Origin of the sequence: Pectobacterium carotovorum (genome assembly GCF_900129615.1) — a bacterium.
In the GTDB taxonomy this organism is placed as follows: domain Bacteria; phylum Pseudomonadota; class Gammaproteobacteria; order Enterobacterales; family Enterobacteriaceae; genus Pectobacterium; species Pectobacterium carotovorum.
This window is the reverse complement of record NZ_FQWI01000007.1, coordinates 139,725-163,823: the sequence shown is the minus strand read 5'-3', so window position 1 is coordinate 163,823 and position 24,099 is coordinate 139,725. Positions and strand designations below refer to the sequence as shown.

The window sequence follows — 24,099 nt, the reverse complement described above, 5'->3', positions numbered from 1 at the left end:
GTTTGCATTAATAAAATATCAACCAATTATTTTTATTGCATCAAATGGTATTTCACCTTTAAATAGAACCTCCAATGCTTGTTTAGCATTACGTCTATCAACTAAGTTTCCACCTCGTTCTACTGCTTGCAATACGTTATTGTGGTCAATAAATTTAGCTCCGCCTTGGATCGCTTTTTTCACATCAATTTCTATCAAACCATTACCACTGCTGAATCGTTTAGTAGCTTCTTTTGTCATTGCAGCTGATATATGTCCGGTATCGCGACCTGCTACATGTTCTAAAATAGAACCACCCACACCTTTAGGTTGTAATGTGAGTCTTTGCTCTAATCTTGCAAGATCATCAGCTGTAATTTGCCTGTAAACTTTATTACAACCGGCCAATCCCAGCGGATCGATCCAACTAATAGGATTAGGCGCGTAAGCATAGTTACTCTCACCCCCCCAACACCCCTATCGGGTCAGGCGAGACGTAGCATCGTAGTACTGAAAACGGTTATACCATAACCGGCCGCCTGTCTGCGCACCAACCGCCCGGCTTGGGTATTGCTGCGGGTTGTGTTTTGGCAGGCAGGCTGCCGCCTGCTATAACATAGCCAGTTTGTAGTTTCTTATAATATCAGCGGGTTGAATTCATTACATTAGTGGTTGTGGTATCAAAATATGCTTTGGGATACGCCTCGTATAATGACAGCTCAACCCGTTGTTAAAGGCCGCTTGCTGAAAGAGTCGGGGCTTATGACCGGGATGGCGATAATGGTGACGATTGAACGTATGAGCCCGAAATTAATATTTAGCTGATGGTGAAAATAAAATATCCGGAAGGGTCGTTGAGATCGTTTCCGATATTAATTTAATCGCCATGTTGAAAAAGAGTATTAACTTAATTAAGGTTTATTTTTAAATTCTATTCTGATGAGAGTGGATAAATATATTCCTTTAGTGATATTTAATTCATCCTTTAACTTTAATGCTTTTCATTTTATTCTTTTAATAATATTTCCCCTATAACTTTTTCTCATGCTAACCAAGATAATAATCTTCAACTATTTTATCGATGAATGAATTGATAGCGTAGCTTCCTGCATATTTCAGTGACTAGGAATCATTGCAATAAAATTTATTGTACATGATGAGTTTCTTCAATACACTAATCTCATCTTGTGTGGAAATTATATTTTTTCATTTTATTACACAGAGAATTTGGAAGATCCAAAGAGGATCTTCCGGCTATGAATGCTCTTACATATCGCTCAGTATTTCGTCAAGCCAACTACTATTTGGCCGCTCACAAGTTACATGACCACCGAAGCGAAGTGTATCATTAGATTTTACTTTACCTTCATATTCAAAATCAGGCAAAGCAAAAAGATAGCTTATCTTATCAACATTTTTCTTCTCCAAAAGGAGAGATACTTTAGATGTTATAAAATCAAATCCCTCTTCAAGATTTACATTTTTTTTTCTAGATAAGTTACCTAGTTCTCCTTGTTCTTTTCCATACCATATAATAATTGCATGGTCGTAGTCTATGAATCTGTTTTTTAAATGAAAATCTCTTTCAAATTTACAGTCGTTATCATTGATAGCAAAGTTATCCATGATAGCTTCATAATTCGTCGAAACAGAATACCAAATAGCGTATTTTTCCTTACTCATTATCTCAAAACCTATAATTAAAATGGAAGATCAAATGGACCAAATGGAAGCCGTTTACTAGACCATTTTCTCACAGCATTTAGATAACTATTTATATCCGTGGCTTTACCAGCAATTTTAATAAGCTCACTGTGGGCTAATGACGACTGGGTCGTAACACCACCGCTATGTGGCAGAGTATGCGTCCCCATAACACCAAGGTCGTCCAAGAACTTAACCTGGCCAGTCGGTGTTCTCCACTTCATATAGTCGTTAAACGAAACACCCATTTGTTTAAATTTGTCAGCTTGAGAGACAGGTAACCATTCATGAAACCCCCCGCCTTTTGAACCACCGGCTTTACGAAGTCGATCCATGATATTTTCTTTAAACTTTGGATTACTCCATGCGTTCATGAATTGCTTCTGTGTCGAGTTATTCCAGAATTTCTCAAATCCTGCTTTTCCTCTTCCCCATCCTTTTAGGTACTTACTGCATCCAGCTAACCCTAATGGATCTATTAATTCATTGGGATTCTGCACATACCCATAGTTACTCTCACCCCCCGCTATCCCTATCGGGTCAGGCGAGACATAACATCCACCAGTCGGGTCGTAGTACCGAAAACGGTTATAACATAGCCCGCTTTCGGTGTCACGGTACTGTCCGGCAAAGGCAAGGCCCGGGTCGGCAGGGTCTTCCGTGGAGCCTGGTCGCTGGCCCCAGAGGGTGCTTTTGGGTGCCTGCCAGCGCAGTGTGCCGTCGGGTCGGTACAGGGCCTGCGGTTCACCGTTCTGGCTGCTGGTGACAAAATCGGTTTCCCAGCGTCCGTCAGTATTCTGCCGCTGCTGAACCAGCAGCTCCCAGCCGTTGTGTACCCAGTGCCGGCGGGCAACGCGTTCACCGCTGCGGTAATGGCGCACTTCGGCTATCTGGTCGCCGTCCCACAGGTAACGGATATCATCCTGCGTCTGCTCACAGCGTTTGCCGGTACGTCGTCCGAATGGGTCATAACGGTAGAACCAGCGTTCGCCCGTCGGGGTGTCAACGACTCTGAGCTGGTTACGGCTGTCCCAGCGGTAGTGCCAGACCTGAGGACGGTAGCCCGGCTGAACGACCTGTTTACGGATGAGCCGCCCGGCTTTGTCGTACTGGTAGTGGGTATCGTCGTGCTGAGTCAGCCTGCCCGCCTGCCATTCGGTGAGTCGTGCGGTATCCTGCGGCAGGCCGTTGCGGGTATAGCGATAGGCTTCGTCGGTTTCGACCGCACGCCCTGCACCACCGCTCAGGACGGACAGCACGCGCCCGGTAGCGTCCAGACGATAGCCTCGGGTTTCACGGTTATGGCGAACGCCAGCCAGGTTACCTGCGCCGTCATACAGGTATTCCCTTGTCTGTGTGGCATGCAGGCGCCCATCCTGCTGCTGACCGCTCATTTCGCGCGTCAGCCAGCCCATCACGTCATATTCGCGGTGCTGGACAAACGCCCCGCCTGAACGGGAGGCTTCCCGCCCGGCGGCATCATGGACAAGGGTGAGCTCCGCGCCGTCCGGCAACTGTACCTGTTGCAGTTCACCCGCTGCGCTATAGCTGAACGTGCTGGTCAATGCGTCATCGCGCTCATCTTCTCTGGCCAGCGTCCGCGTTACAGTGCGTGCGGTATCGTCAAACTGGCGGGTGAGCAGGGTGCCGTTCAGCCACTCCCGTACCACCCGGTCACGGAGGTCATACTCCAGTTGGACATGACTGGTCGCGGAGGTGACTTCGACTAGCCTGCCTGCGGCGTCATAGCGATAATGCAGAGTATCGTCTGGTGCGGTTTCTTTGATGAGCAACCCGCGTCCGTCATACAGGAAGTGGCGGGTTTCGCCTTCGCCATTACGGATGGCGATGCAGTGGCCGTCTTCGTCATAGGTGTAGTGGGTGTCGGTGCCCGCCATATCCCGCTCGCGGATGACCCGCGCATCGGCATCCAGCCACCATTGCCAGCGGTTGCCGTCCGGGGCGACAACGGCGACCAGTTGCTGGCTCTCTTTGTCGTACTCGTAACGCCAGGTGCGATCTTGTGCATCCGTCCGCGAGGTGAGCAGGTCAAAGGGGCCGTAGCTCTGACGCCACAGTGCCCCGTTGCCGTCCACATAGCTCAGCAGGTTGTTATGCTTGTCGTACTGGCGTTTTTCTTCTTTTTCGTCGGGGCGTATCAGTTGCTCCGGCAGCTTCCAGCTCGCACGACGATATCCCAGCCGGTATTGCGCGCCGTCCGGCCGTTGCCACTGCACGACTCTGTCCTGCTGGTCATAGCGCAGTTGCTGGGTGCGCCCCAGCGCATCACTGGCACTCAACAGTCGCTGGCGATGATCGTAACGCAGCCGCGCCTGAACCTCGTCTGCCTGATCGCTCACCTGCGTCAGCAGGCCGTGGCGGTTCCAGGTAAATCGTACTTCGCGAGTATCTGGCCCCGTGAGCTTCTCCGGGTTGCCCGCCTCATCGAACGCCCATTGCCAGATGCGCCCCAGCGGGTCGGTGATACCGCATAACCGCTGAGCGTCGTCGTAGTCATAGGCCCAGGCATGACCGCTGCCGTCGGTGAAAGCGCTCACCAGACCGCTGTCGTCCAGATAGGTGAACTCAACCACCCGGCCTGCTGGGGAAATCTCACGCAGCAGGTTGCCGTGGTCGTCGTAGTCGTAGCGGGTGACGTGCCCTAACGGGGATTTTTCCCAGCTCATCAGGTGCAGGTGATTGAAGCCAAATTCGCTGCGCTGACCTAATCCGTCGGTCATGACGACGCGATCGTCGAGATACTCAAAATGCGCCGTCAGATAGCCGTCGGCACAGGTGGTGTAGACGCAGCGACCCTGATGATCATAGTCGTAGCGCGCCCAAGTCTGGTCGTTGTCATGCCAGCGCGTGAGTCGGTTTTCTTTGTCGTAGTCGTAGAACAGATGATAGGCATGGGCAGCATCAGCCTCGACCAGTCGGCCCTGTTCATCCTGTCGGTATTCAGCCAGCAGGGTTTTCTGCCCGGTATCAATACGCTGTATCTGGTGCAGATACTCGCCTCGCCACACCAGCAGCAGCTCGATACCATCACTGTGGCGCACCTTGCGCAGATAGCCTTTTGGATCGCGGATCAGGGTAATGCGATTGTCGTGCGGGTCATGTATCGAAGACAGGAGTAGCTGATTGCCCTGAGGCACATCGAATTCACGCCAGGTGAGGCTGTCACGATCCCATAGGCTAAAGCCCTTTGCCCGTCGATACAGAGTAAAAGCGGGATAGAGCGGACAAAATACCGACTGCACATCCTGATGGAAGGTGAAATCGATATCGTATCCCTGCGCCAGTGTGATGACGACGTGGGTATTCAGGCCGTCGCGGCTGACCTGTGCCGTTTCGCTCCAGGTGTCATACCAGCCGCGTCCCAGCAGCCCAGTATGGGTGGCAGCGGAACGGTAAGTGCGCTCAAAAAGCAGAGGAAGTGTTTGCCCCAGCTCAATATCCTGACGCATCTCGATCACATCCCCGCTGGGAATGTAGACCGGATCTTTCAGGAAACCGCGGGTCGCTTCCTTAAAGCGTGCCAAACCTTTGTTATTTTTAAAGCCTTTGCTGGCACAGCGAACCGCTCTCCGTAGCCCCACCGCTGTTCTTAACGCACCCATGCGCATGCCTTTGAGCACTGCGGTTGGCCCACGTGTAAACAGCTTGCCGAGTCCTTTGAACATGCCCCGGCTGGGCGGAACCAGAAACTCCACCGCGATCAGTAGCGCTTTTTCCCACCAGCTGAATTCGTCACTCATCTCCAGACAGGTTTGCTGACCGGAGCCAAAAAAGACGGTTGATGCTCCTTCCTTGATGGTGGCGCCACAGACGGTTTTATCGTCGATACGTGCGGCCGGTGATCCATTGACGTAGACAGTCTCGCTTCCTTGCGCAATCAACTGGGGCGAGTTGTGTTTGGTACAGGCAACGGTGTCAACTTCGGCACGGGAAATGGGTTGTTTCTCCGCAAACACCGTACCTGAACCAGAAGAAACGGGCCCAAACGGCGGCGCGCCGCTGTCTACCATAGCGGACACCTTGCTGGAGACGCTGCTGATCAGCCCCCCGAGCAAGCTGACTGCGCCAAATCCCACCGCCAGTTTGACTGCCCCGACAACCAGTGCTGCCCCCATGCCACCCGTCCCGACAACGGCGACGGCAATGGCTCCCGCCACGGCAGCGGCGGCGGCAAATGCCACGGCTGCCACAACCGCCCCTGCGATTGCTCCAGCCAGCGCGCCGAGAAAGCTTTTGTGTTTGATGGTTTTGCCCGGTGATGTCGGTGCTTTTCCCTGGCCCGGTTGAGGACGACCAGCAGGCGGCGTCGGGCCTTTGCCTGCGTGCATGGCACCGACGCGGGCAACACGGTTTAGAATGTCACTCAGCATGATGACTCCTTTCAGGTGGCAGCTTTAAATGTCTCGACCACCGCCAGCATTGCTGTCTTCTGCTCCGCACTGAGCTCGCCTGCTACGGTTACGGTAAACGTCATCAATAACTCACCGCGCACCTGCATCACGACAACCTGATGCATCGGCCCTTCCGGTGACCGCCAGGTATATTCCAGACCGTGTGCAGGCTGCCCATCCAGCGTTAATGTCCAAACGCCGCGCTCTTCATACCCTTTCAGGTGTGCTGCAAACTGGGCCAACGTCTGCTGATAAACCGTCTCTGCCGTCAGACCGAAGTCAATTGGGGTACGGTTAACAACCAGATTGATGGCATCCCCCGGCAGGACAAAAACATGGAGTGATTCATCGCGCCAATCGGCGGGGATAGCCAGCGTCCCTTCATTCATCTGATACATAGTCATCCTTAATTCAAATCGATACGGGTGCCGTTCAGCGTCAGGTTATTCCCGACGATCTCAATATCCCCGCTGTGCTTGATTGAGATATAGCCCGCACCCGTACCAATCTGAATGCTGCCATCTTCGGCGTGGATAAAGATATCGTTCGTCACCCTCAGCGTTTCGTTGTCTTCTACGACGGTGCTCCGGTTTTTCTTCACCACCACCGTTTGCTCCCCTTGGATCTCAGTAATCTGATCGGCAATGACGGAAACCGTCTGGTTCTGCTGCACGACGACCGTCTGATCGCGGCCAATGTTTTCGTTGTGATCCACATTCACCGATGTACTGCGGTTATTCAGCACTACGGTGTTCATGTCTTTCTGAGCATGAATAAACACTTCTTCCTGACCAGCCTGATCTTCAAAGCGCAGTTCGTTGAACCCTGCGCCTTTGTGGGTTGATGTGCGGATTGAGGTGCGCGTCTTGTTGGCGGGCAGCGGATAGGGCGATGGATTGGTGGCGTGGAAGGTTCTGCCCGTCACGATCGGCTGGTCTGGATCGCCTTCGAGGAAACTCACAATGACTTCATGGCCGATGCGCGGAATAGCGATCAGGCCGTACTGACCACCGGCCCAGCCTTGGCTGACGCGAACCCAGCAGGAGCTCTGGTCATCGCTCGCACCGTAGCGATCCCACGGGAATTGCAGTTTTACCCGGCCATACTGGTCGCAGTAAATCTCTTCACCCGCCGGGCCGACGACGGTGGCGATTTGCGGGCCGTCTACCATCGGCTTGTACGGCAGATCAGCACGCCAGGTGGTACTGGCTTTCACGACTTCGAAGCTGTTGCTGTAGGTGGTCGGTTCGCCGCCGCTTTCTTCTTCCAGCGCCTGCGGCTGCTGTCCGCTGTGTGTGATGGCAACCAGTTGCCAGCCGATATTGAGTGCCAGATTGGGGTGTTCGGTTAAGGTAAAACTGCTGCCCGGCATCAGTTCAGCGGCATTGGACTCGCCTGAACCGGTCATCGCACCCGCTCGCAGTGCGTCTAGCCGATAGCCGGTAAAGGCCTTGCCGCTCGGATCTTGTTTAAAACGACCGGGGTAGTCGAAGTGCTGGTAACTTTCGCGCTGGTGCTCCAGCTCACCACTCATCTTGTTGTGCAGCAATCCGTAGGCAGGGGTTTTGAAGCTGTAATCCTTCAGCGCGACCTCGGCAGTGCGTACCGCCTCGGCATAGCGGAAACGGCGTACGTACGCCCCTTCGCTCAGCCCCTGTGTAGCAAGGTTGAAAAACAGCTCAGGGCCTTTGGCCAATGCGCCGGCATCGTCGGCAAAGACCAGGCGATGTTTGCCTTCCTCAAACTCATGGAAGAAGTACAGGCCTTCCTCGGCGGCCAGTCGGGTGATAAAGGCTAAATCGCTTTCCCGATACTGCACGCAGTATTCCCGCACCGCGTGCTCATTACGCAGCGCAAAGGCGTAGTCGGTGATGCCCGCTTCTTCCAGCAGTGCGCCAATAATGGCTTCCGGTTTCTGTGCCTGAAAGATTCGGGCATTGGTACGCAGCCCCAAACGCCACAGCGCCGGACGGACTTCTGCCTGATAGCGCGTGCGGCGAAAGCCGGTGTCACCCTGTGCGAACGCGCTGACAATACCGCTCACGCGTCTTTGGAGTTCGCCTTCGTACCACACCAGAAGTTCGCAGGGCTGGTCGAGAACAGCACCAAAATCGATCCCCGGTAAGGGGCTGGCCAGATTCAGCGACAGGGCAAACGGCTGGTTAAGTGCCTCGCTGAGCTGAAAATCCACTACGGAAAAAGTCGATGCAGGCAATGCGCCGACCTTAACGGTGAACTGTAATCCTGTACTGTTTGCCATCCGTCATCCTGATGCTGTCATCCACACTCAGGCATGGCGTGGGCCATGGCTCAATGCAGAAAACCCGGGCATGCCCGGGTTAAGTAGCTATTACGCTTCGACCGGCGCACGCCAGTCATCGGAACCAGAAGTTCCTGCAACGGTGTGTTCCCAATCGATTTTGCGGTAGGCCAGCGACACTTCGATCAGCTGGGTGTAGTCCAGCTTCGCTGGATCCTGGCAGTGTGGCATCTGGCAGTTAACGTCAACGATGGTGGCATCGGTCAGCACGGTAGAGAAGAAGTGCTCTTGCTTACCTTCAACCGACGTGCGGTACCATTTCAGGGTCACGGTCGGCAGCATTTCGCCAGACGCCAGGGCGTTGTACATCAGCGGTACGGCTTTGTTCAGCGCGACGGTGAATTTGAACGGCTTGTGTACACGCTGACCGGACGGCTGACCAGACTGCGGGTCGGTCGGTACGGTGACGATGTGTTTGAATTCCTGTACCAGCATTTCGTCTTCGTGGCCTTCCACATAGATGTTGCCGACAGAATCAGAAGTGAAAGCACCCGCGGTAATGTTGCCCTGAGTTTTACCTTCGATGCTGATATAGCATGGAGTTGGCATAGTCTTGCTCCTTGTTGTTGAACGAAATGAATTGTTAAACGGGGTTAGTACTTCGCCGTTCACATAGCAATTCATATGCCATTTTTTATCTGTTTGTTTTATAAGTGAATTTGCCTAATTCAAATTTTTACTAAGCAAAATTTAAGCAAGAAGTTGCGCAGACTTCGCGAATCGTTTGCAGACATTGCGCAAAAAGTGATTTACACCAGAAAGTGAGCAAGAAATTGCGCAGAATGCGTAGTTATGCTGAAAGTTTTGGTTAGGGTTGTGAGATGGTCGTCTTTTTTGAAGGAGTTAACTATTGGTTGGGAGTAAATCAATGTTATTACCGATTAAAAATACAAAAAATAATTCTGATTTTTAATCGTTAGCTGCCTGATTTTATGAACGATAATAATAGGATGGCAAAACTGGGAGAGTGAATAATAAAGAGGGAAATGCCTGGTCTTGGAATGCTGAAAGTAGGCGGTAAAAATAGTGGGGCGGTGCGTTGCCCCAACTGTATTTCGTTTAATGACGCGCCTATTTTTGTGGCGAATTAGCCTTCCTGCATCGCTTTTTCTACTTCTTCCGCCAGAATCGCAATACCGCGTTCGATTTTTTCCGGCTCTGGCACATAGTTCATGCGCATGCACTGGTGAGCGTGCGGCCAGTCCTGATCTAAGCCAGGGAAGAAATAGTGACCCGGCACCATGAGGACGCCGCGTTTTTTCAGGCGCTGGTACAGAATTTCCGTCGTGATAGGCAGATCCTTGAACCACAGCCACAGGAAGATCGCACCTTCCGGCTTATGAATCAGACACTGCTCTGGCGACAGGTAGCGGCGAATGATCGCGATGGTTTCCGTTACACGCTGCTGGTAGAACGGGCGGACGACGTCGTTAGATAAGCGCAGCAGATCGCCACGCTGAATCATCTCATGTGCCAGTGCCGGGCCGATTGCACCCGGAGACAGGCTAATGATGCCGTTCATGTTGCCGATGGCGGAAATCACCTTTTCATCCGCAATGACGATACCGCAGCGTGAGCCGGGCAAACCCAGCTTGGACAGGCTCATGCACAGGATGATGTTCGGGTTCCACAGCGGCGTGGCATCGCTGAAGATGATGCCGGGGAAAGGCACGCCGTAGGCGTTATCAATCAGCAGGGGAATGTTGTGCTGCTGCGCCAGAATATCCAGACGCATTAGCTCATCGTCGGTCAGCACGTTACCGGTTGGATTGGTCGGGCGGGAGACGCAGACCAGCCCGATATCATCGGTAATCGACAGGTTATCGAAATCGACGTGATATTTAAATTGCCCTTCGGGTAACAGCTCGATCTGAGGACGAACAGAGACGAACATGTTGTCGTCCAGCCCGGAATCTGAATAGCCGATATATTCCGGTGCCAGCGGGAACAGCACCTTTTTCAGGCTGCCATCGCTGTGGCGACCAGCATACAGGTTAAATAAGTAGAAAAATGCACTCTGGCTGCCATTTGTTAGCGCAATATTCTGTGGTCCAATCTGCCAGCCTAATTCATTACTCAGCAGCTCGGCCAGTGCATTAAGCAGCGTATCCTTACCTTGCGGGCCGTCGTAGTTGCAGAGCGCTTCCGTTAACTTCCCTTGTTCCAGCATATCCTGACACAGCTGTTTGAAGTAGCTATCCATCTCTGGAATATGTGCCGGATTGCCGCCGCCCAGCATGATGGCGCCTGGCGTACGCAGCCCTTCGTTCAGATCGTCCATTAATTGGGTGATGCCAGCGTGACGCGTGAATTTCTTGCCGAAAAGAGAAAAGTTCATAGTTTATTTATCAGTGGTCGTACACAGGTTACCGGCAACCATAGCGCTTGCGCCAATAGGGTGCAATGTGGTCAAAAAACAGACTTGTAATTTTTTATCCCGAATAGCGTTTAATATTCGGAATAATTTGCTGATGTGAGCATGCGAGAGGAAATGATTTCAGACAGCATGCTTTATTTTGCTGAAACGATGTCAGCTTTTCCCGATCGATATCTCAATAATTCTGCAATTATAGACGCCATTCATCGTTAATTAGTGATGGTAATTGGATAAATAACGCGACAATGCCGAATTTTTCCATCTGGTGATAGCTATCACATTCTGACCATCCGCTGATTTGTAGTCTTTAGCTCGCATTAGCTAAAACAATTCAGCAGAGAGGGATGGTTAACATGAAAAAATTACTGGCTATAGGCATTACACTGGCGCTGACATCATGGCAACTATTGGCACAGACATTTGTGCTGACAGATGCTGAAGGCAGTGTGGAAAAGGGAAACTGGCAAATTGGCAGTGATGCCCTGAAGATCAAAAATCAGCATTTCAGCATTGAGCAAAAAGTCCTGCACGGCGGACGTCAGGAAGGCAGTAAAGTGATCACAATTACCAGTCAGGACGGCCTGAAAATTGCCCTCAGCCCGACGCGAGGGATGAACTTGCTGCATGTAACAGGTAAAAACATCCGTTTAGGGTGGGATTCGCCGGTTGATGAGGTCGTCAACCCGAATACCATCAATCTGGAAAGCCGTAATGGATTGGGCTGGCTGGAAGGTTTCAATGAGATGATGGTGCGCTGCGGCTTCGAATGGACGGGGCATCCGGTTGTCAGCGATGGCATGATCTATACCCTGCATGGCCGCGCGGGCAACACGCCAGCGTCAAAAGTGGTGGTGGAAGTCAGCGATAAAGCACCGCATACCATTACGGTGCGCGGCCTGCTGAAGGAAAACAGCTTTAAGAAGTCGAATCTGGAAACCTGGACCGAGCTGCGTTACGTCCCCGGCAGCGAGTCGTTTACCGTGCACGATGTGCTGACCAACAAAGCCGACTACCCGCGTGACTATCAAATTATCTACCACAGCAATTTCGGTACGCCGATTCTGGAAGAAGGCGCGCGTTTCATCGCACCGGTAAAAGACATTTCTCCGTTTAATGACCATGCCAAAGCGGGTCTGGCAACCTGGCAAACCTACAAAGGGCCGACAAAAGACTTTGATGAAATGGTGTTTAACATTACGCCGTATACGGATGCACAGGGCAAAACGCTGGCGGCGCTGGTGAATAAAGCGGGAGATAAGGGCGTGTCGATTGCCTTTGATACCCATCAACTGCCGCTGCTGACGCTGTGGAAAAACACGGATACAGAAAAACAGGGCTACGTCACGGGGATCGAGCCTGGCACCAACTACGCCTATCCGGTTACGATTGAACGTGAACAAGGGCGGGTCAAAAAACTACAGCCCGGCCAGAGCACGACGTTTGAGCTGACGTATAGCCTGTTGAGTAGCGCAGATGCGGTACAGAAAACGGAGCAGAAAGTGAAAGCCATTCAGGGTGATAATAAAACCACGCTGACGGAAAAACCGATCGCCATCGAATAAACGCTATCTTGCCGACCACGAATTCGGGTGGTCGGCTATCCTGCATCATGGTTACGCTTAGTCATTGTCATGTAACGTCATAATTATCTTTTCTTATCCGTATTTTCATTTTACGCGTACCTTGAAGAAGGTATTTGTTACGTATTTGATCAGGGGATGAGAATGTCGTTGAAAGATGCGCTGCTCGCGCTGTGTGTTGTTGTGCTATGGGGCGTGAACTTCGTGGTGATCAAGGTTGGGCTGAACGACATGCCGCCTTTCTTACTGGCAGGGCTACGTTTTTCGCTGGTGGCGCTCCCGGCTATTTTCTTTATTCCTTTCCCACGTATTCCTCTGAAATGGCTGCTCGCCTATGGCATGACGATCAGCTTTGGTCAGTTTGGCTTTTTGTTCCTCGCCATCAAGCTGGGCATGCCCGCCGGGATTGCCTCGCTGGTACTACAGGCTCAGGCTTTTTTTACGCTGCTGGTTGGTGCGGTCTTGCTCTCCGAAAAGCTGCGCTGGAATCACGTTGTCGGCATTCTGGTGGCGGCGCTAGGGATGGTCGTGCTGGCAGAAGGTCGCACGGCGCTGCAAATGTCCTCTGGAATGACTACCACCACGCTGCTACTGACGCTGGCGGCGGCGCTGTCATGGGCGGTGGGCAACATTATCAATAAAGTGGTCATGAGCAAAAACAGCGATGTGCGCATCATGTCGCTGGTGGTGTGGGGGGCGCTGGTGCCTGTCGCGCCGTTTTTCATTAGTTCCTGGTTGTTTGAAGGTAGGGACGCGATTGTCCATAGTTTAACTGCCATCCAACTGCCGACGATATTATCTCTGGTTTATCTGGCATTTGCGGCAACCATTATTGGCTATGGGATTTGGGGAAGCCTGCTGGCGCGCTATGAAACCTGGCGTGTGGCACCTTTGTCGCTGCTGGTGCCGGTGGTTGGGTTGGTCAGTGCCGCCGTTTTTCTGGGTGAATCGCTCTCGTTACTACAGATCGTGGGCGCGGTGCTGATTATGGTCGGCCTGCTGGTGAATGTGTTTGGTGCGCGGTTACGTTCATGGCTACCCGTGCGGCAGTCGTAAACCCTATGTCTCGCTATGGGGCGTATTTATCGTGCAGCGTCGCAAAGATAAGCGGTTATTTTCGCAATTTTTCATGCCTTTCCTACGCTTCTTACTGCTGCTGGTGAATCCGTTAAGCCGTGTCTGTTTATTGGTGTGGATTTTGCAAGTTAGCCAGGCAAGAGGGTAAGAAATAAAAGCAGTGAGTGAAATCAACGGGATAAAGGGGTCGGAATGAGAATAAAAAACAAAACATCGGGAAAATGGCTGCTGTCACTGAGCGTGACGGCGCTGCTGGTGAGTGGAACCGTGCAGGCCGCATCGGCCCCTGCGGTGGAAGCGAAAAACGGCATGGTGGTCAGCTCGCAATATCTGGCTTCGCAGATCGGCGTCGATATCCTGAAAATGGGCGGCAATGCGATTGATGCCGCCGTGGCCGTGGGTTACGCGCAGGCGGTGGTAAACCCCTGCTGTGGCAATATTGGCGGCGGTGGATTTATGACGCTGCACCTGGCCGATGGGAAAGACACCTTTATCAACTTCCGTGAAACGGCACCTGCGGCAGCCAGCGCCAACATGTATCTGAACGCTGATGGGAGCGTGAAAAAAGACGCGAGCCTGTACGGCTATCTGGCCGCTGGCGTACCGGGAACGGTGCTGGGGTTGGATACTGCGCTGCAAAAATACGGCAAATTGACGCGCGAACAGGTGATGGCACCCGCAATTAAACTGGCGCGTGAAGGTTTTGAACTGACGCGAGCAGACACCGATATTCTGGACACCACCGTCAAGCGCTTCAAAGCCGATCCTGAGGCGGCGCGCATTTTCCTGCGTCCTGACGGTAGTGCGTTGCAGCCCGGCGATAAGTTGGTTCAAACCGATCTGGCGAATACGCTGGCGGCGATCGCCGCTAAAGGGCCGGATGCTTTCTACAAGGGCACAATCCCGCAGGCGGTGGAAAAGGCGGCAAAGCAGGGTGGTGGGATTCTGACGGCAGCTGATTTTGCCGATTACCGTATTACCGAAACGGCACCGGTAACCTGTAACTATCGCGGTTATCAATTTGTCTCTTCGCCACCGCCCAGCTCCGGTGGCGTCACGATGTGTGAAATTCTCAATATTGTCGAAGGTTACGACATTAAATCGACGGGCTTTAACTCGGCAGCCACCGTGCATGTGCTGACGGAAGCGATGCGCCATGCGTACATGGACCGCAACACGTACCTCGGCGATCCGGCGTTTGTGAGTAATCCCGTCGAGCGCCTGTTGAGTAAGGATTATGCCGCCGAAATCCGCAAAAAAATCGAACCGGAGAACGCGACGCCGTCCAAAAACGTACAGCCGGGGATTGGCCCGCACGAGCGACCAGAAACGACGCACTACTCCATCGTGGATAATCAGGGCAATGCGGTGTCCACCACGTATACCGTTAACGGGCGTTTTGGTTCGGTGGTGATCGCGCCGGGTACGGGCTTCTTCCTCAATAACGAAATGGATGACTTTACCGTGAAGGTTGGCGAGAAAAATCTGTACGGGTTGGTGCAAGGGGAACGTAATTCGATCGCCCCCGGTAAGCGCCCACTTTCGTCCATGAGCCCGTCACTGGTGACGAAAGATGGCAAAGTCTTCATGGTGCTCGGTTCGCCCGGCGGTTCGCGCATTATCACCATCACGCTGCAAACGGCGTTGAATATCATCGATCACGGCATGGCACCGCAGGAAGCGGTGGACGCACCGCGCATCCATCATCAGTGGCTGCCGGACGAGGTGTATTACGAACAGCGTGGGCTGTCTGCGGATACGCTGAACCTGCTGAAGCAGCGCGGCTACAAGATGGTGGAACAGACGCCTTGGGGCGCAGCAGAGCTGATTCTGGTTGGTTTACCGGGCGCGGCGGGCGTGACGCCTGCGGATTCAGGCAATGACTCGGCGGTATCTGGCAAAGTGCGTGAAGGTTACCTGTACGGCGCAAATGATATCCGCCGCCCAGCTGGAGCCGCGATAGGGTATTGATTTTAAGGAACATCAGGGGCTTATTTCGGTAGGCTCCTGAGTTTTTTCCATTTATGGCCGTACTGTTGAATAAAATTTTGCCTGCGTGAATTTCAGGTACTACACTTTATGAGCGGTTATAAATAATACATCATTCAAATTCTGCTAATCGTTTGTCCTGTCTATGCCTTCGATATTTATTAACCCCTCGGGATAATGTAGAAGGTAATCAACATATAATATGATTCACGCAGCTTAAATAATTAGGTTGCTACTATTTTGATATTTTCTAATAGAGTGAATCTATATTATTAATGCCCTTGTTATTTTATGGGTGAATACGAGGCCTCAATGAAGATAACAATCGCATGTGATTTCGTTGATTTTTTAGAAGAAATTGGTGTCGATACCGCGTTTGGTGTATCTGGCGGATATATTGTACCAATGTGGCAGGCATTATCTAAATCAAAAATAATTAATGTCATTCATTGCCGACACGAATCAGGTGGGGCATTTTCTGCATCAGAATATAGTTTGTGCTATGAAAAACCCACCGTTGCCTTTGCGACAGCAGGACCAGGAATAACAAATTCTTTGACAGGCTTGAAAGCGGCTAAGCTCGATGGTGCAAAAGTTATATTCATTTCAGCTATTACAAAACCTATAGATGACGGATGTTGGGGGCTTCAAGCAACAACAGGGAACAATGTCAGCATGCTTGTACAAGATGATGGGCAGGGATACTTAGATAAAGTATTTGTTATTACCGATGAAAAAAGTTATTTACAGGCGAAGAGTGAAATTGTGCATCTAATTTCTTCTCACAGAGGGTATGTAATCGGTGTTTTTATAATGATGTCTGCCCAGAATAAAATGATAATTAAAAATACTTCATTTTTTCTTCAGTTAAAAACCAGCATTATAGACACCTTCCCTGTTCCCGATTTAACACCTGTTATAGATAGCTTAATTTCTAAAAGAACGCTTTTTTGGATCGGTTTTGGAGCCAGGCATGCAGCTAACAATCTGAGAGAAATTATCAATATTAGTGGTTCTGGTGTTATATCTACTCCCAGAGGTAAAGGCATAATTTCAGAGCACAGTGAATGTTTTATAGGGATCACTGGGCTGGGTTCTGATACGAAAAAAATATCTGATGCTATAGGTAATATCTCTAATGGCGTAATCGTTATTATAGGAACCCGTTTAGGAGAGTTTAGTTCATCTTATATCCAGAGAAATTTTAAAAATGTTGATATTTTTTATGTTGGTCTTGAAACGGAAAAAGTAAAAAATAATTTACCTGAGCACACTGTTTTTATCAAAACAGAAATTAATAAATTTTCTGAAAAACTTCTTGGCGAAATTAAAAAATATGAACTTTGTAATAAAAATATTCATTCACTTGGTGTGGTAAATCGATGTAACGAATCTACCAGTTCTTATGTTAATAGTAACGAAAGTAATCATATTGATGCTTCGATCGATCCATTAGACGTTATGAATACCATTCAGAAAATCGCCATAGAGGAAAACAATTGCTATGTCGCGGCTGAGGCGGGAAATTCATTTTGCTGGGCAAATCGCTACCTGAAATTTTCACAGAAAGGACGTTACCGAGTGAGCACAGCCTTTGGCGCAATGGGGCATTATGCGAGTGGTTTAGTTGGTATAGCGGCGGGACGAAAAGAATGCGCCATTGGGATTATTGGTGACGGGTCAATGCTCATGTCTAATGAGGTTAGTACCTCTGTTCGATATGGCCTTCCTGCGATTTGGCTGGTAATGAATGACAGTAGCTACAATATGTGCCGTCAGGGACTGGAGATGTTGGGAAATGATCCACTTGATTGTGAGATACCCCTGACTGATTTTTCGCTTTTGGGTCAATCTCTTGGTGCCGATGGTTATCGGGTATTGAATCTCGAACAATTAGAACAGGCACTCGCTAATGCCATCAGGGCCAGAAGGCCAGCGGTCATTGATATCCGGGTTAATAAATTTGTATTTCCTCCGCACAAGGACAGATTCGAAACACTCAGGAAACTCAAAAATGAACCGTGATATATCGCTGATCTCTTGCGCGGGTTCTCTACCTGAAAACCAGTTATCAGTATCCTGTGAGAACTCTTCGTTAAATGTATTTTCCGCAGGTAACCCGCCACCTCTTGGGCAAAGGAAACTATGGCAGTTGAATAAAAAGGAAAACATCACAAGACTGATTAAAACTAGTCTGGTAACTGCTCTCCAGCAGGTAAACATGAGTGTAAAAGATCTCGACAGTATTATTGTTAATCTTGTTTGGCCTGGAAATATTCTATATGAAGAAGTGATTCTTCTGGCAAGGGAATTAAATATTTCTTGTCCGATTATTCCTGTCAGTTTAGGAACAGCAGGTGGAATGACTGCATTGGAGCTTGGCCGGAATCAGTTTGCCAACAAAAACTGTAACTATGTTGCAGTCATTGCCGCCTGCAATTATGCACATTGGTTTAGTCAAGATGATCCTGTGCGTAATCTGCTCAGTGATGGAGCCGTCTGCGCGATTCTCAGCCGCGATCCGGGTATGCCCCTTTTCCACAGTCACACTATTCAGACTTATAACTATGAACCGTTGCAACTCGACACACATAGTGAGTATGTAAAATATACGTTGGAAGCAGGGGCGTTTATATTTAATCACCTGCCTGACACCATCTATAACTGCTGCTATCAACTATGTCGTGATGCTGGTAAAGAAATATCAGATATCCGCTACTTTCATATCTACGATCCAACACATTGGGTTCGTGAGGTGAGTGCAAACGCACTGAAGGTGAACCGTGGAAAAATCTTTACCATCTTCGATAAGTACGGCAGTTTGGGGCCAGCCCAAAACCTATTTGCCTTAATGGAATTGAGTGAACAAGCATACGTTAATGAAAATGATTTAGTTGTGCTCTTCGGATTTGGACCTGCTGCGACAGCAACATCTATTTTGCTTAGCTGGAGCAATATTCCATTCTCTATTCAGAAAGATCAAGTTGATTAATAAAGCAACATAACCATTCAGTTCATTCATTGAGGTGGATAATGCAACGTGTAAAAATATCAGGCTTAAGTTTATATCACCCAGTAAACCATGTCGATAACCGCTGGTTTATTGAATACTATGATAAAAAAGGGGTTGAGATTGGCGGGCTATTATCAGCACTTGGCCACGAAAAACGTTATCTGATAGAAAACAATACTGAAAACACGCTGACCATGTCTATTGAAGCCTCACGTGAGGTATTAAAAAATAGGAGCTGGAAGCCAGAGGATTTGAATCTCATTGTTTTTTGTTCGCAAACACCCGAGTACCTCATTCCCGCAACTGCATTAAAAATTCATCATGCATTAAAAAGTGGGGAAAAAACCCTTTCATACGATATGAATGCAAACTGTGCAGGGTTGCTAATTGCCGTGGAACAGGTATCACGTGTGATGCTTTCCCGACCTGACTGCACGCGAGCTTTGGTTGTTGGAGCCGATTACCTTGGGGCGCATAGTTATGACTCACCCGTTTACCATGCATGTTTTTCTGATACCGCAGTAGCAATATTGCTAGAGAAACATGATGGCAGCAGCGGAATGATTGACTCTGAATTTCGCGTACAAACATCCGTGATCGATAACTCGCTTTTTCCTGCCAGTGGCTTGTCAGCTATTCATGGTCGCGCTCGATCTTCTGGTATCGAATTTACGCCTTTTGATGATTCGGTGTGTATTGATGCAGCGGCAGATTCATTAATTAAAATTTTAGAAAGAAATAAATTAACTACCGATGACATTAAATATTTTTTTCTCTCACAGTTTTCTATCGGAAATATTAAAAAACTATGTAGCGCTCTGGATATTAGCCAGGATTATGCTCCATTTATCGGTAATCAATACGGTTACACAGCAACAAATAGTCCTTTTGTTGCGCTACATGAGTCGCTCAAATTAAACAGGATACAGCGCGGTGACAATCTTATTTTTTGGACAGTCGGTGCCGGTTGGCAGAGCGCGGCTGTCTTGATGAAATATTAGGCCGTGTTCTGAAATATTGTGAAGTATTCGAGGCAAAGGCGAGGTTCTGCACCTCGCCTGATGCTGTCACTTAAAGTCCGCGTAAGGCGTTAGCGGCTGCGGTGGGCTGTCGAGATCGCCTTGCCAGCCGGAGGCGGAGTAGCGTAGGTAGATGAGGCCGTGACTTGGGGTGTAGTCCTTCGCTTGCTGAATGTCGATACCGACACCCAGCGTCCAGTGTGAGCTGAGGCGGCGTTCGACGATGGCGCGCGCCGTATAGCCGAAGCCGGAACTGCTGCTGCCTTCTTCGATGGCGTCTCTGTCGGTGATCGCAGCGTTGCCAAGCAGGCCGACCAGTGGATAGCGCCGCTGATCTTTCGTGGAGGAACGTGACCACGACAGCGATCCGCCGAGTTCCCACGACCAGTTTTCCGTCCGCTGCCGATAGTTCACCGGCACGCCCAGCGAGAAGTACTGCTGCGGGCTGTAGTAGCCGCCCTGACCGAGCGAGTAACCGCTGAGATCCTTCTGGTAACGCCACCACATGCTGTTCAGGCCGACCGTGACGCGTCGGTTATCCTCGTTAATCAGCTTGTAGTAATAACCTGCCATCGCGCGGGCGCGGTCATTATCGGCCACGTTTTTGCCCGTAATCTGGTGGACGCTGAAATCACTCCAGACGCCGTGCGCTTCGCCCCGATCGTAGCTCAGCCCGAGGCTGACGCCCGTCGCACGCACGCCGCCCCAGGTAATGCCAGTGCCTGGGTCTTTGGTGCCGCCGAAGGCGAGTAATGAGCTGGAGATGGGGCGGCGCGATGCCGTCGCGGTCCAACCGATTTGCCGCCAGTCACCGCTGTAGCTTGCGCCGCCGACAACGTCGACCACGTCGAAGCCGAGCGGCGTGGTGCCGATGTCTGCTGACCAGCGATCGTTCTTCCAGCCTGCGGCGACGCTGGTGCCGGTGGCTTTCTGCGATTTGCCGTCGAAGCAGTCCTGCGTGGCGCAGGTGCCGAAGGTTTCCCGGTAGGCACCGTTGCTGTCCGCTGAGAAGGAGCCGGCGTTCATCTGTACGGTATCGGTGCGGAAGAAGGCGCGGCCGTCGTACAGCGGCATCTCTATCTGCAACATGGTGTCGTGGGCGCTCAGGTCGGAAACGCCGCCGGTACCGCTCGAACTCCCGTAATCGTGGTCAAGGGTGACGGTAATATCTTGCTTGCGGTACAGGTCCGCGGCATCGGCACGGATGCTGCGTTGCAGCCAGTCGTCCCCTACCTGATTGCGTGTCAGCCGGGTATAGTCATCGTCGCTTTGCGGCAGAGCGGGCGTGATGCCGCTGGCGACCATTGCCTGTTTATAGTCCTGCTGTGCCTGTTCAGGCTGAGATTGCTGTTGTTCAACGCGTGCCGCATCGCGATAGACCAGAGCCTTGGTCTGACCGACAGGTTCTTTCTGCGCGTCGATTTTTAGCTGGCGGAAAAGCGCCGTCGATTTTTGCGGATCCCCGACGGCTTGCCAGGCATTGGCGACGCGGCGCTGCGCATTGAACGTATCAGCAGCCTGCATTGGAAGCTGGTTCAGGCGCTGGCGTGCGTCATCTTGCTGGCCCTGCGCGATAAACGCATCGATTTCACCCAGTTGCGCATCGGGGTTCTGCGGCTCTCGCGTGCGGATGCGCTGATAATCTGCCAGCGCCGTAGCGTATTCACCCCGAGCCAGCGCCCAGTCTGCCAGCAGGAGATCGATGCGAGTGTCAGCCGGTTGCTGGCGGAGGAAAGCGATAGCGGCGGATTCGTCATCCGCGTCGCGTATTGCTTCCGCTTTAGCCAGCGTGGTTTGCATCGTCAAACGCTGAGATAAGTCGCGCATATCGTCGCTCCACTGCGCTGCGGGAAGCGTGTTCATGTGAGCGAGTGCTTGCTCATCGCGATTGGTCGATGACAGGTAAAGTGAGTAAACGTAATTCTTTTCCGCGCTGGTCGGGGGTATGGACGTCGCACGCTGTACCACGCTGTCCGCCTGCTGCGTTTTTCCTAACTGGCGCAGCGTCTGTGCATAGCGATAGGCCAGCCACACATCGTTCGGATCCTGCTGGTTCGCCTGACGATACTTCTCCTCCGCCTGCGCCCACTGCTGCTGTTCTAAAAGCCGATCCGCCTGCTGTTTCAGGATATCGAGCCGCAGTGCGGCAAGCGGCTCCCGCATCGCATTCTGCTGGCTGGGTGACAGGCCGTTGAGGTAAGCGAGTGCTTTTTCCGGCGACTGCCGCTGATAAATGCCGACCAGGCCGCGCAAGGCGTTGTCGTTGCCGGGTTCAAGGTGCAAGGCCTGCTGATAGAGCGGCTGGGCGGCGGCATCATTCTTACTGGCAACGGCGACATCCCCCAGACCAATTAGCGCATAGGCGTTGGTGTTATCCATCTGGCGTGCCTGCTGATATTTCTGCCGCGCCAGCGGTAGGTTGTTGGCTTTCAGCGCGTTGTCGCCTTCCGCAATCGTGTTCCAATATTGCGTGCTTTGGATGAGCCCTTCCCATTTACCGCTGTTGAGGCGATCAGTATCCGCCTGCAATGCTTTCTGGAACTGTACCAGCGCTTTTGCCCGATCGCCTGCACGCAGGTAAACCAGACCCACTGCGCCGATCAGTTCAGGATCGTTTGGCGTGGCGGTCAGTGCTTTATTCAGTTCATTGAGCGTGGCACTGTTGCCGCCACCGCTTTCAACCTGTGCCAGACCGCGAAGGCGCGCCTGATAGGTGGGATCGGCCATCATTCCCTGCTGGCGGTTGAGCTCTTTACGCGCGGTTTCTGCCTGTTCGCCGTCTTTGAATACGGTCAGGAAACGGTTGAGTTCCGCCACGCTCTGCGACGTGACGGGCATCCGGCCAATAATTTCCAGCCATAGCGATGCGGCCTGACTGCGTCCGACGGGATCGTTAGACAGCTGTTGCAGTAAAGGGTAGGCCTGCTCGTTGCGGTCCTGACTGAAGAGCAGGCGTGACAGCGCCATGCGCAGCGGGACGTTGTCAGGGTAAACCTGATCCAGTGCTTCCAGTTGCTTAATCGCGACGGGTTCCTGATTCGGTAAACGAGAAACCAGACGCCAATACTCCACGGCGAGATCGAGCGTGGGCGGCTCGCCGTGAAAGAGCGTGTCGTACTGCGCTTTGGCTTCCGCGTAACGCCCGGCGGTAGACAGCAAACGCGCCTGCTGTAATTGTTGACGTGCGGCTTCCTGTGTCAGCGCCAGCGTCATTTCAGCCTGACGATAAAGCGTGGAGTCGGGTGCCACAGCCTTCAGTTTTTCTAACTGCTGGCGTGCCTGCGCCTGATCGCCTTGACGCAGCACCAGCCGTAATCTGGCAGCGATAACCTCGGGGTTATCCGGGTCGATAAGTTCCAGCCGATAGAGCGACTGGCGGACGAGATCGTCTTTGTTGCTGGCTTCTCCCAGACGCACCTGTTCCATCAGAAATTGCTCTGGTGACGCGGTTTCTGCGCTGTATGCCTGCGGCGCAGCAACCAGCAATAACGGGAGGAAGCGCAGCCAGTTTACGGTGTTGTTGTGCATTGGCTGCCCCGAGACGGTAAGAGTTGGCCTTGTGAAGTGAAGCGATAGCGCTTCTGATCCCATCCCTGACCAAAGAGTGTCAGAGAAGCAGAGAAATACGCATCGTCACCCGGTGGATTGGCGGCGAGCCGCTGTCGCTGGGCGGCCAGCGCATCTGTCTGACGGGATAGCATCGGAAGCAGTGAGGCGGAAAAGCCTACCGATCCCTGTCCGGTGACGGCACCTGTCGCGGTGTCCGCTTTTTCGGGCGGTAGCCCTTGCTGGATTGTCTGTTGAATCATCGGCTGAAACTGTTTGAGCAAATCGGTTTTCCCTCTACTGCTGTCGGCCATCATCCCCGCCCACAGGTAGACGCGGATGGCGTCATAGCTGCCGACATTGGGTTTGGTGGTATCGGGCTGCCAGCCTTTGTCTTTTTGCCAGATGACCCAATCAGGCGAGAACCCTTTCGGTGCGGTTTCCAACAGCAGGCGCTGTGTGGTGCGCTGCATCGCTTTCCATTTCTCACCCAGCGGAGCAAATCGAGCCAGCAGCTGTGGCGGAAGGTAGCTCGGGTTCAAGCGCCAGCTCTCTTTCTCTGCGAAGCCCACTTTGCCGGGCAATAGCATCACGCCCAGTCCCGGAATCGTCACCACCTCTTCTTTGGCGATGCGTGCGAGCAGCGCGGTGCCCAGTTTCTCATAGCGCGCTTCTTTCCACAGTCGGCCAGCTTCAAGCAGGTTATAGGCAATCCACAGATCGGCATCGGAAGCCGAGTTCGGATCCAGCACCGTCCACTGCTTATCCGTGTTCTCTCCCCACAGCCAGGCGGGCAGATGAGCACTCAAATCGCCTGCGGACAGGTTGTCTTCCGTCCATTTCAGAAGACGATCAAACATCACGCGATCGTTGGCGACCAGCGCAAAGAATAGGGCGTAGCTTTGCCCTTCGGACGTGGTGATTTTGTTGGGTGTTGAGGTATCAATCACCCGTCCTTCCGCGCTGATGTAATACTGCTTGTACTGCTCCCAGGCTGGCCAGTCGCAGACAGCGGCGGTGGCCAGGGAAGTCCATAGCCACAGCAGCGTGGGGATCAGGTAGCGCAGCACGCGTGGCATGGTG

Annotated in this window: 15 protein-coding genes; 6 read left to right on the top strand and 9 right to left on the bottom strand. The window is 51.8% G+C overall.

Going from position 1 to position 24,099, the window contains the following annotated elements; translation table 11 throughout:
* Nucleotides 1-18 precede the first annotated feature (18 nt).
* From BUB06_RS21980 to BUB06_RS15065, 7 genes are all read right to left on the bottom strand, one after another.
* Entirely contained in the window at nucleotides 19-387 is a 369-nt protein-coding gene (locus BUB06_RS21980) for a hypothetical protein (RefSeq protein ID WP_138255674.1), read from the bottom strand.
* 858 nt (nucleotides 388-1,245) lie between these two features.
* Nucleotides 1,246-1,662 (bottom strand): hypothetical protein, encoded by a 417-nt coding sequence (locus BUB06_RS15090; protein WP_010309529.1) that lies wholly within the window; start codon nucleotides 1,660-1,662, stop codon nucleotides 1,246-1,248.
* Nucleotides 1,663-1,679: 17 nt separating this feature from the next.
* Complete coding sequence (locus BUB06_RS15085; protein WP_048329425.1) at nucleotides 1,680-6,074, bottom strand: RHS repeat-associated core domain-containing protein; 4,395 nt, start codon at nucleotides 6,072-6,074, stop codon at nucleotides 1,680-1,682.
* Between the two features lie 11 nt (nucleotides 6,075-6,085).
* Nucleotides 6,086-6,493: a DUF1795 domain-containing protein gene (locus BUB06_RS15080; protein ID WP_010287508.1), complete on the bottom strand. Its 408-nt coding sequence runs from the start codon at nucleotides 6,491-6,493 to the stop codon at nucleotides 6,086-6,088.
* Nucleotides 6,494-6,501: 8 nt separating this feature from the next.
* On the bottom strand, nucleotides 6,502-8,355 hold the full coding sequence (locus BUB06_RS15075; RefSeq protein ID WP_039474718.1) for a type VI secretion system Vgr family protein: 1,854 nt from the start codon (nucleotides 8,353-8,355) through the stop codon (nucleotides 6,502-6,504).
* Between the two features lie 90 nt (nucleotides 8,356-8,445).
* Nucleotides 8,446-8,964: an Hcp family type VI secretion system effector gene (locus tag BUB06_RS15070; RefSeq protein WP_012822145.1), complete on the bottom strand. Its 519-nt coding sequence runs from the start codon at nucleotides 8,962-8,964 to the stop codon at nucleotides 8,446-8,448.
* Between the two features lie 538 nt (nucleotides 8,965-9,502).
* Nucleotides 9,503-10,753 (bottom strand): valine--pyruvate transaminase, encoded by a 1,251-nt coding sequence (locus BUB06_RS15065; protein ID WP_039474721.1) that lies wholly within the window; start codon nucleotides 10,751-10,753, stop codon nucleotides 9,503-9,505.
* 392 nt (nucleotides 10,754-11,145) lie between these two features.
* Here BUB06_RS15065 and BUB06_RS15060 point away from each other — a divergent pair, with 392 nt between their 5' ends.
* The 6 genes from BUB06_RS15060 (at nucleotide 11,146) to BUB06_RS15035 (ending at nucleotide 19,452) form a co-directional block, all read left to right on the top strand.
* Nucleotides 11,146-12,354 carry an aldose 1-epimerase family protein gene (locus BUB06_RS15060; protein ID WP_039474724.1) on the top strand — a complete coding sequence of 403 codons (1,209 nt, stop codon included), beginning with the start codon at nucleotides 11,146-11,148 and terminating at the stop codon, nucleotides 12,352-12,354.
* A 162-nt stretch (nucleotides 12,355-12,516) separates the two neighbouring features.
* Nucleotides 12,517-13,428 carry an EamA family transporter gene (locus BUB06_RS15055; RefSeq protein WP_039474728.1) on the top strand — a complete coding sequence of 304 codons (912 nt, stop codon included), beginning with the start codon at nucleotides 12,517-12,519 and terminating at the stop codon, nucleotides 13,426-13,428.
* Between the two features lie 213 nt (nucleotides 13,429-13,641).
* Nucleotides 13,642-15,420, top strand: a complete 1,779-nt coding sequence (gene ggt / locus BUB06_RS15050) for a gamma-glutamyltransferase (RefSeq protein WP_039474730.1) — start codon at nucleotides 13,642-13,644, stop codon at nucleotides 15,418-15,420.
* Nucleotides 15,421-15,750: 330 nt separating this feature from the next.
* A complete protein-coding gene (locus BUB06_RS15045) occupies nucleotides 15,751-17,463 on the top strand; it encodes a thiamine pyrophosphate-binding protein (protein WP_039474734.1) in 1,713 nt (570 codons plus the stop codon).
* On the top strand, nucleotides 17,453-18,430 hold the full coding sequence (locus BUB06_RS15040) for a 3-oxoacyl-[acyl-carrier-protein] synthase III C-terminal domain-containing protein (protein ID WP_039474737.1): 978 nt from the start codon (nucleotides 17,453-17,455) through the stop codon (nucleotides 18,428-18,430). The genes BUB06_RS15045 and BUB06_RS15040 overlap by 11 nt, the downstream gene beginning before the upstream one ends.
* A gap of 41 nt (nucleotides 18,431-18,471) precedes the next feature.
* Nucleotides 18,472-19,452, top strand: coding sequence for a 3-oxoacyl-[acyl-carrier-protein] synthase III C-terminal domain-containing protein (locus BUB06_RS15035; protein WP_039474739.1), 981 nt, complete (start codon nucleotides 18,472-18,474; stop codon nucleotides 19,450-19,452).
* 66 nt (nucleotides 19,453-19,518) lie between these two features.
* Here the strand turns inward: BUB06_RS15035 and bcsC are convergent, their stop codons facing one another.
* Nucleotides 19,519-22,998: a cellulose synthase complex outer membrane protein BcsC gene (gene bcsC, locus BUB06_RS15030; protein WP_039474742.1), complete on the bottom strand. Its 3,480-nt coding sequence runs from the start codon at nucleotides 22,996-22,998 to the stop codon at nucleotides 19,519-19,521.
* On the bottom strand, nucleotides 22,980-24,095 hold the full coding sequence (bcsZ, locus tag BUB06_RS15025; protein WP_039474745.1) for a cellulose synthase complex periplasmic endoglucanase BcsZ: 1,116 nt from the start codon (nucleotides 24,093-24,095) through the stop codon (nucleotides 22,980-22,982). The genes bcsC and bcsZ overlap by 19 nt, the downstream gene beginning before the upstream one ends.
* Between the last annotated feature and the right edge of the window lie 4 nt (nucleotides 24,096-24,099).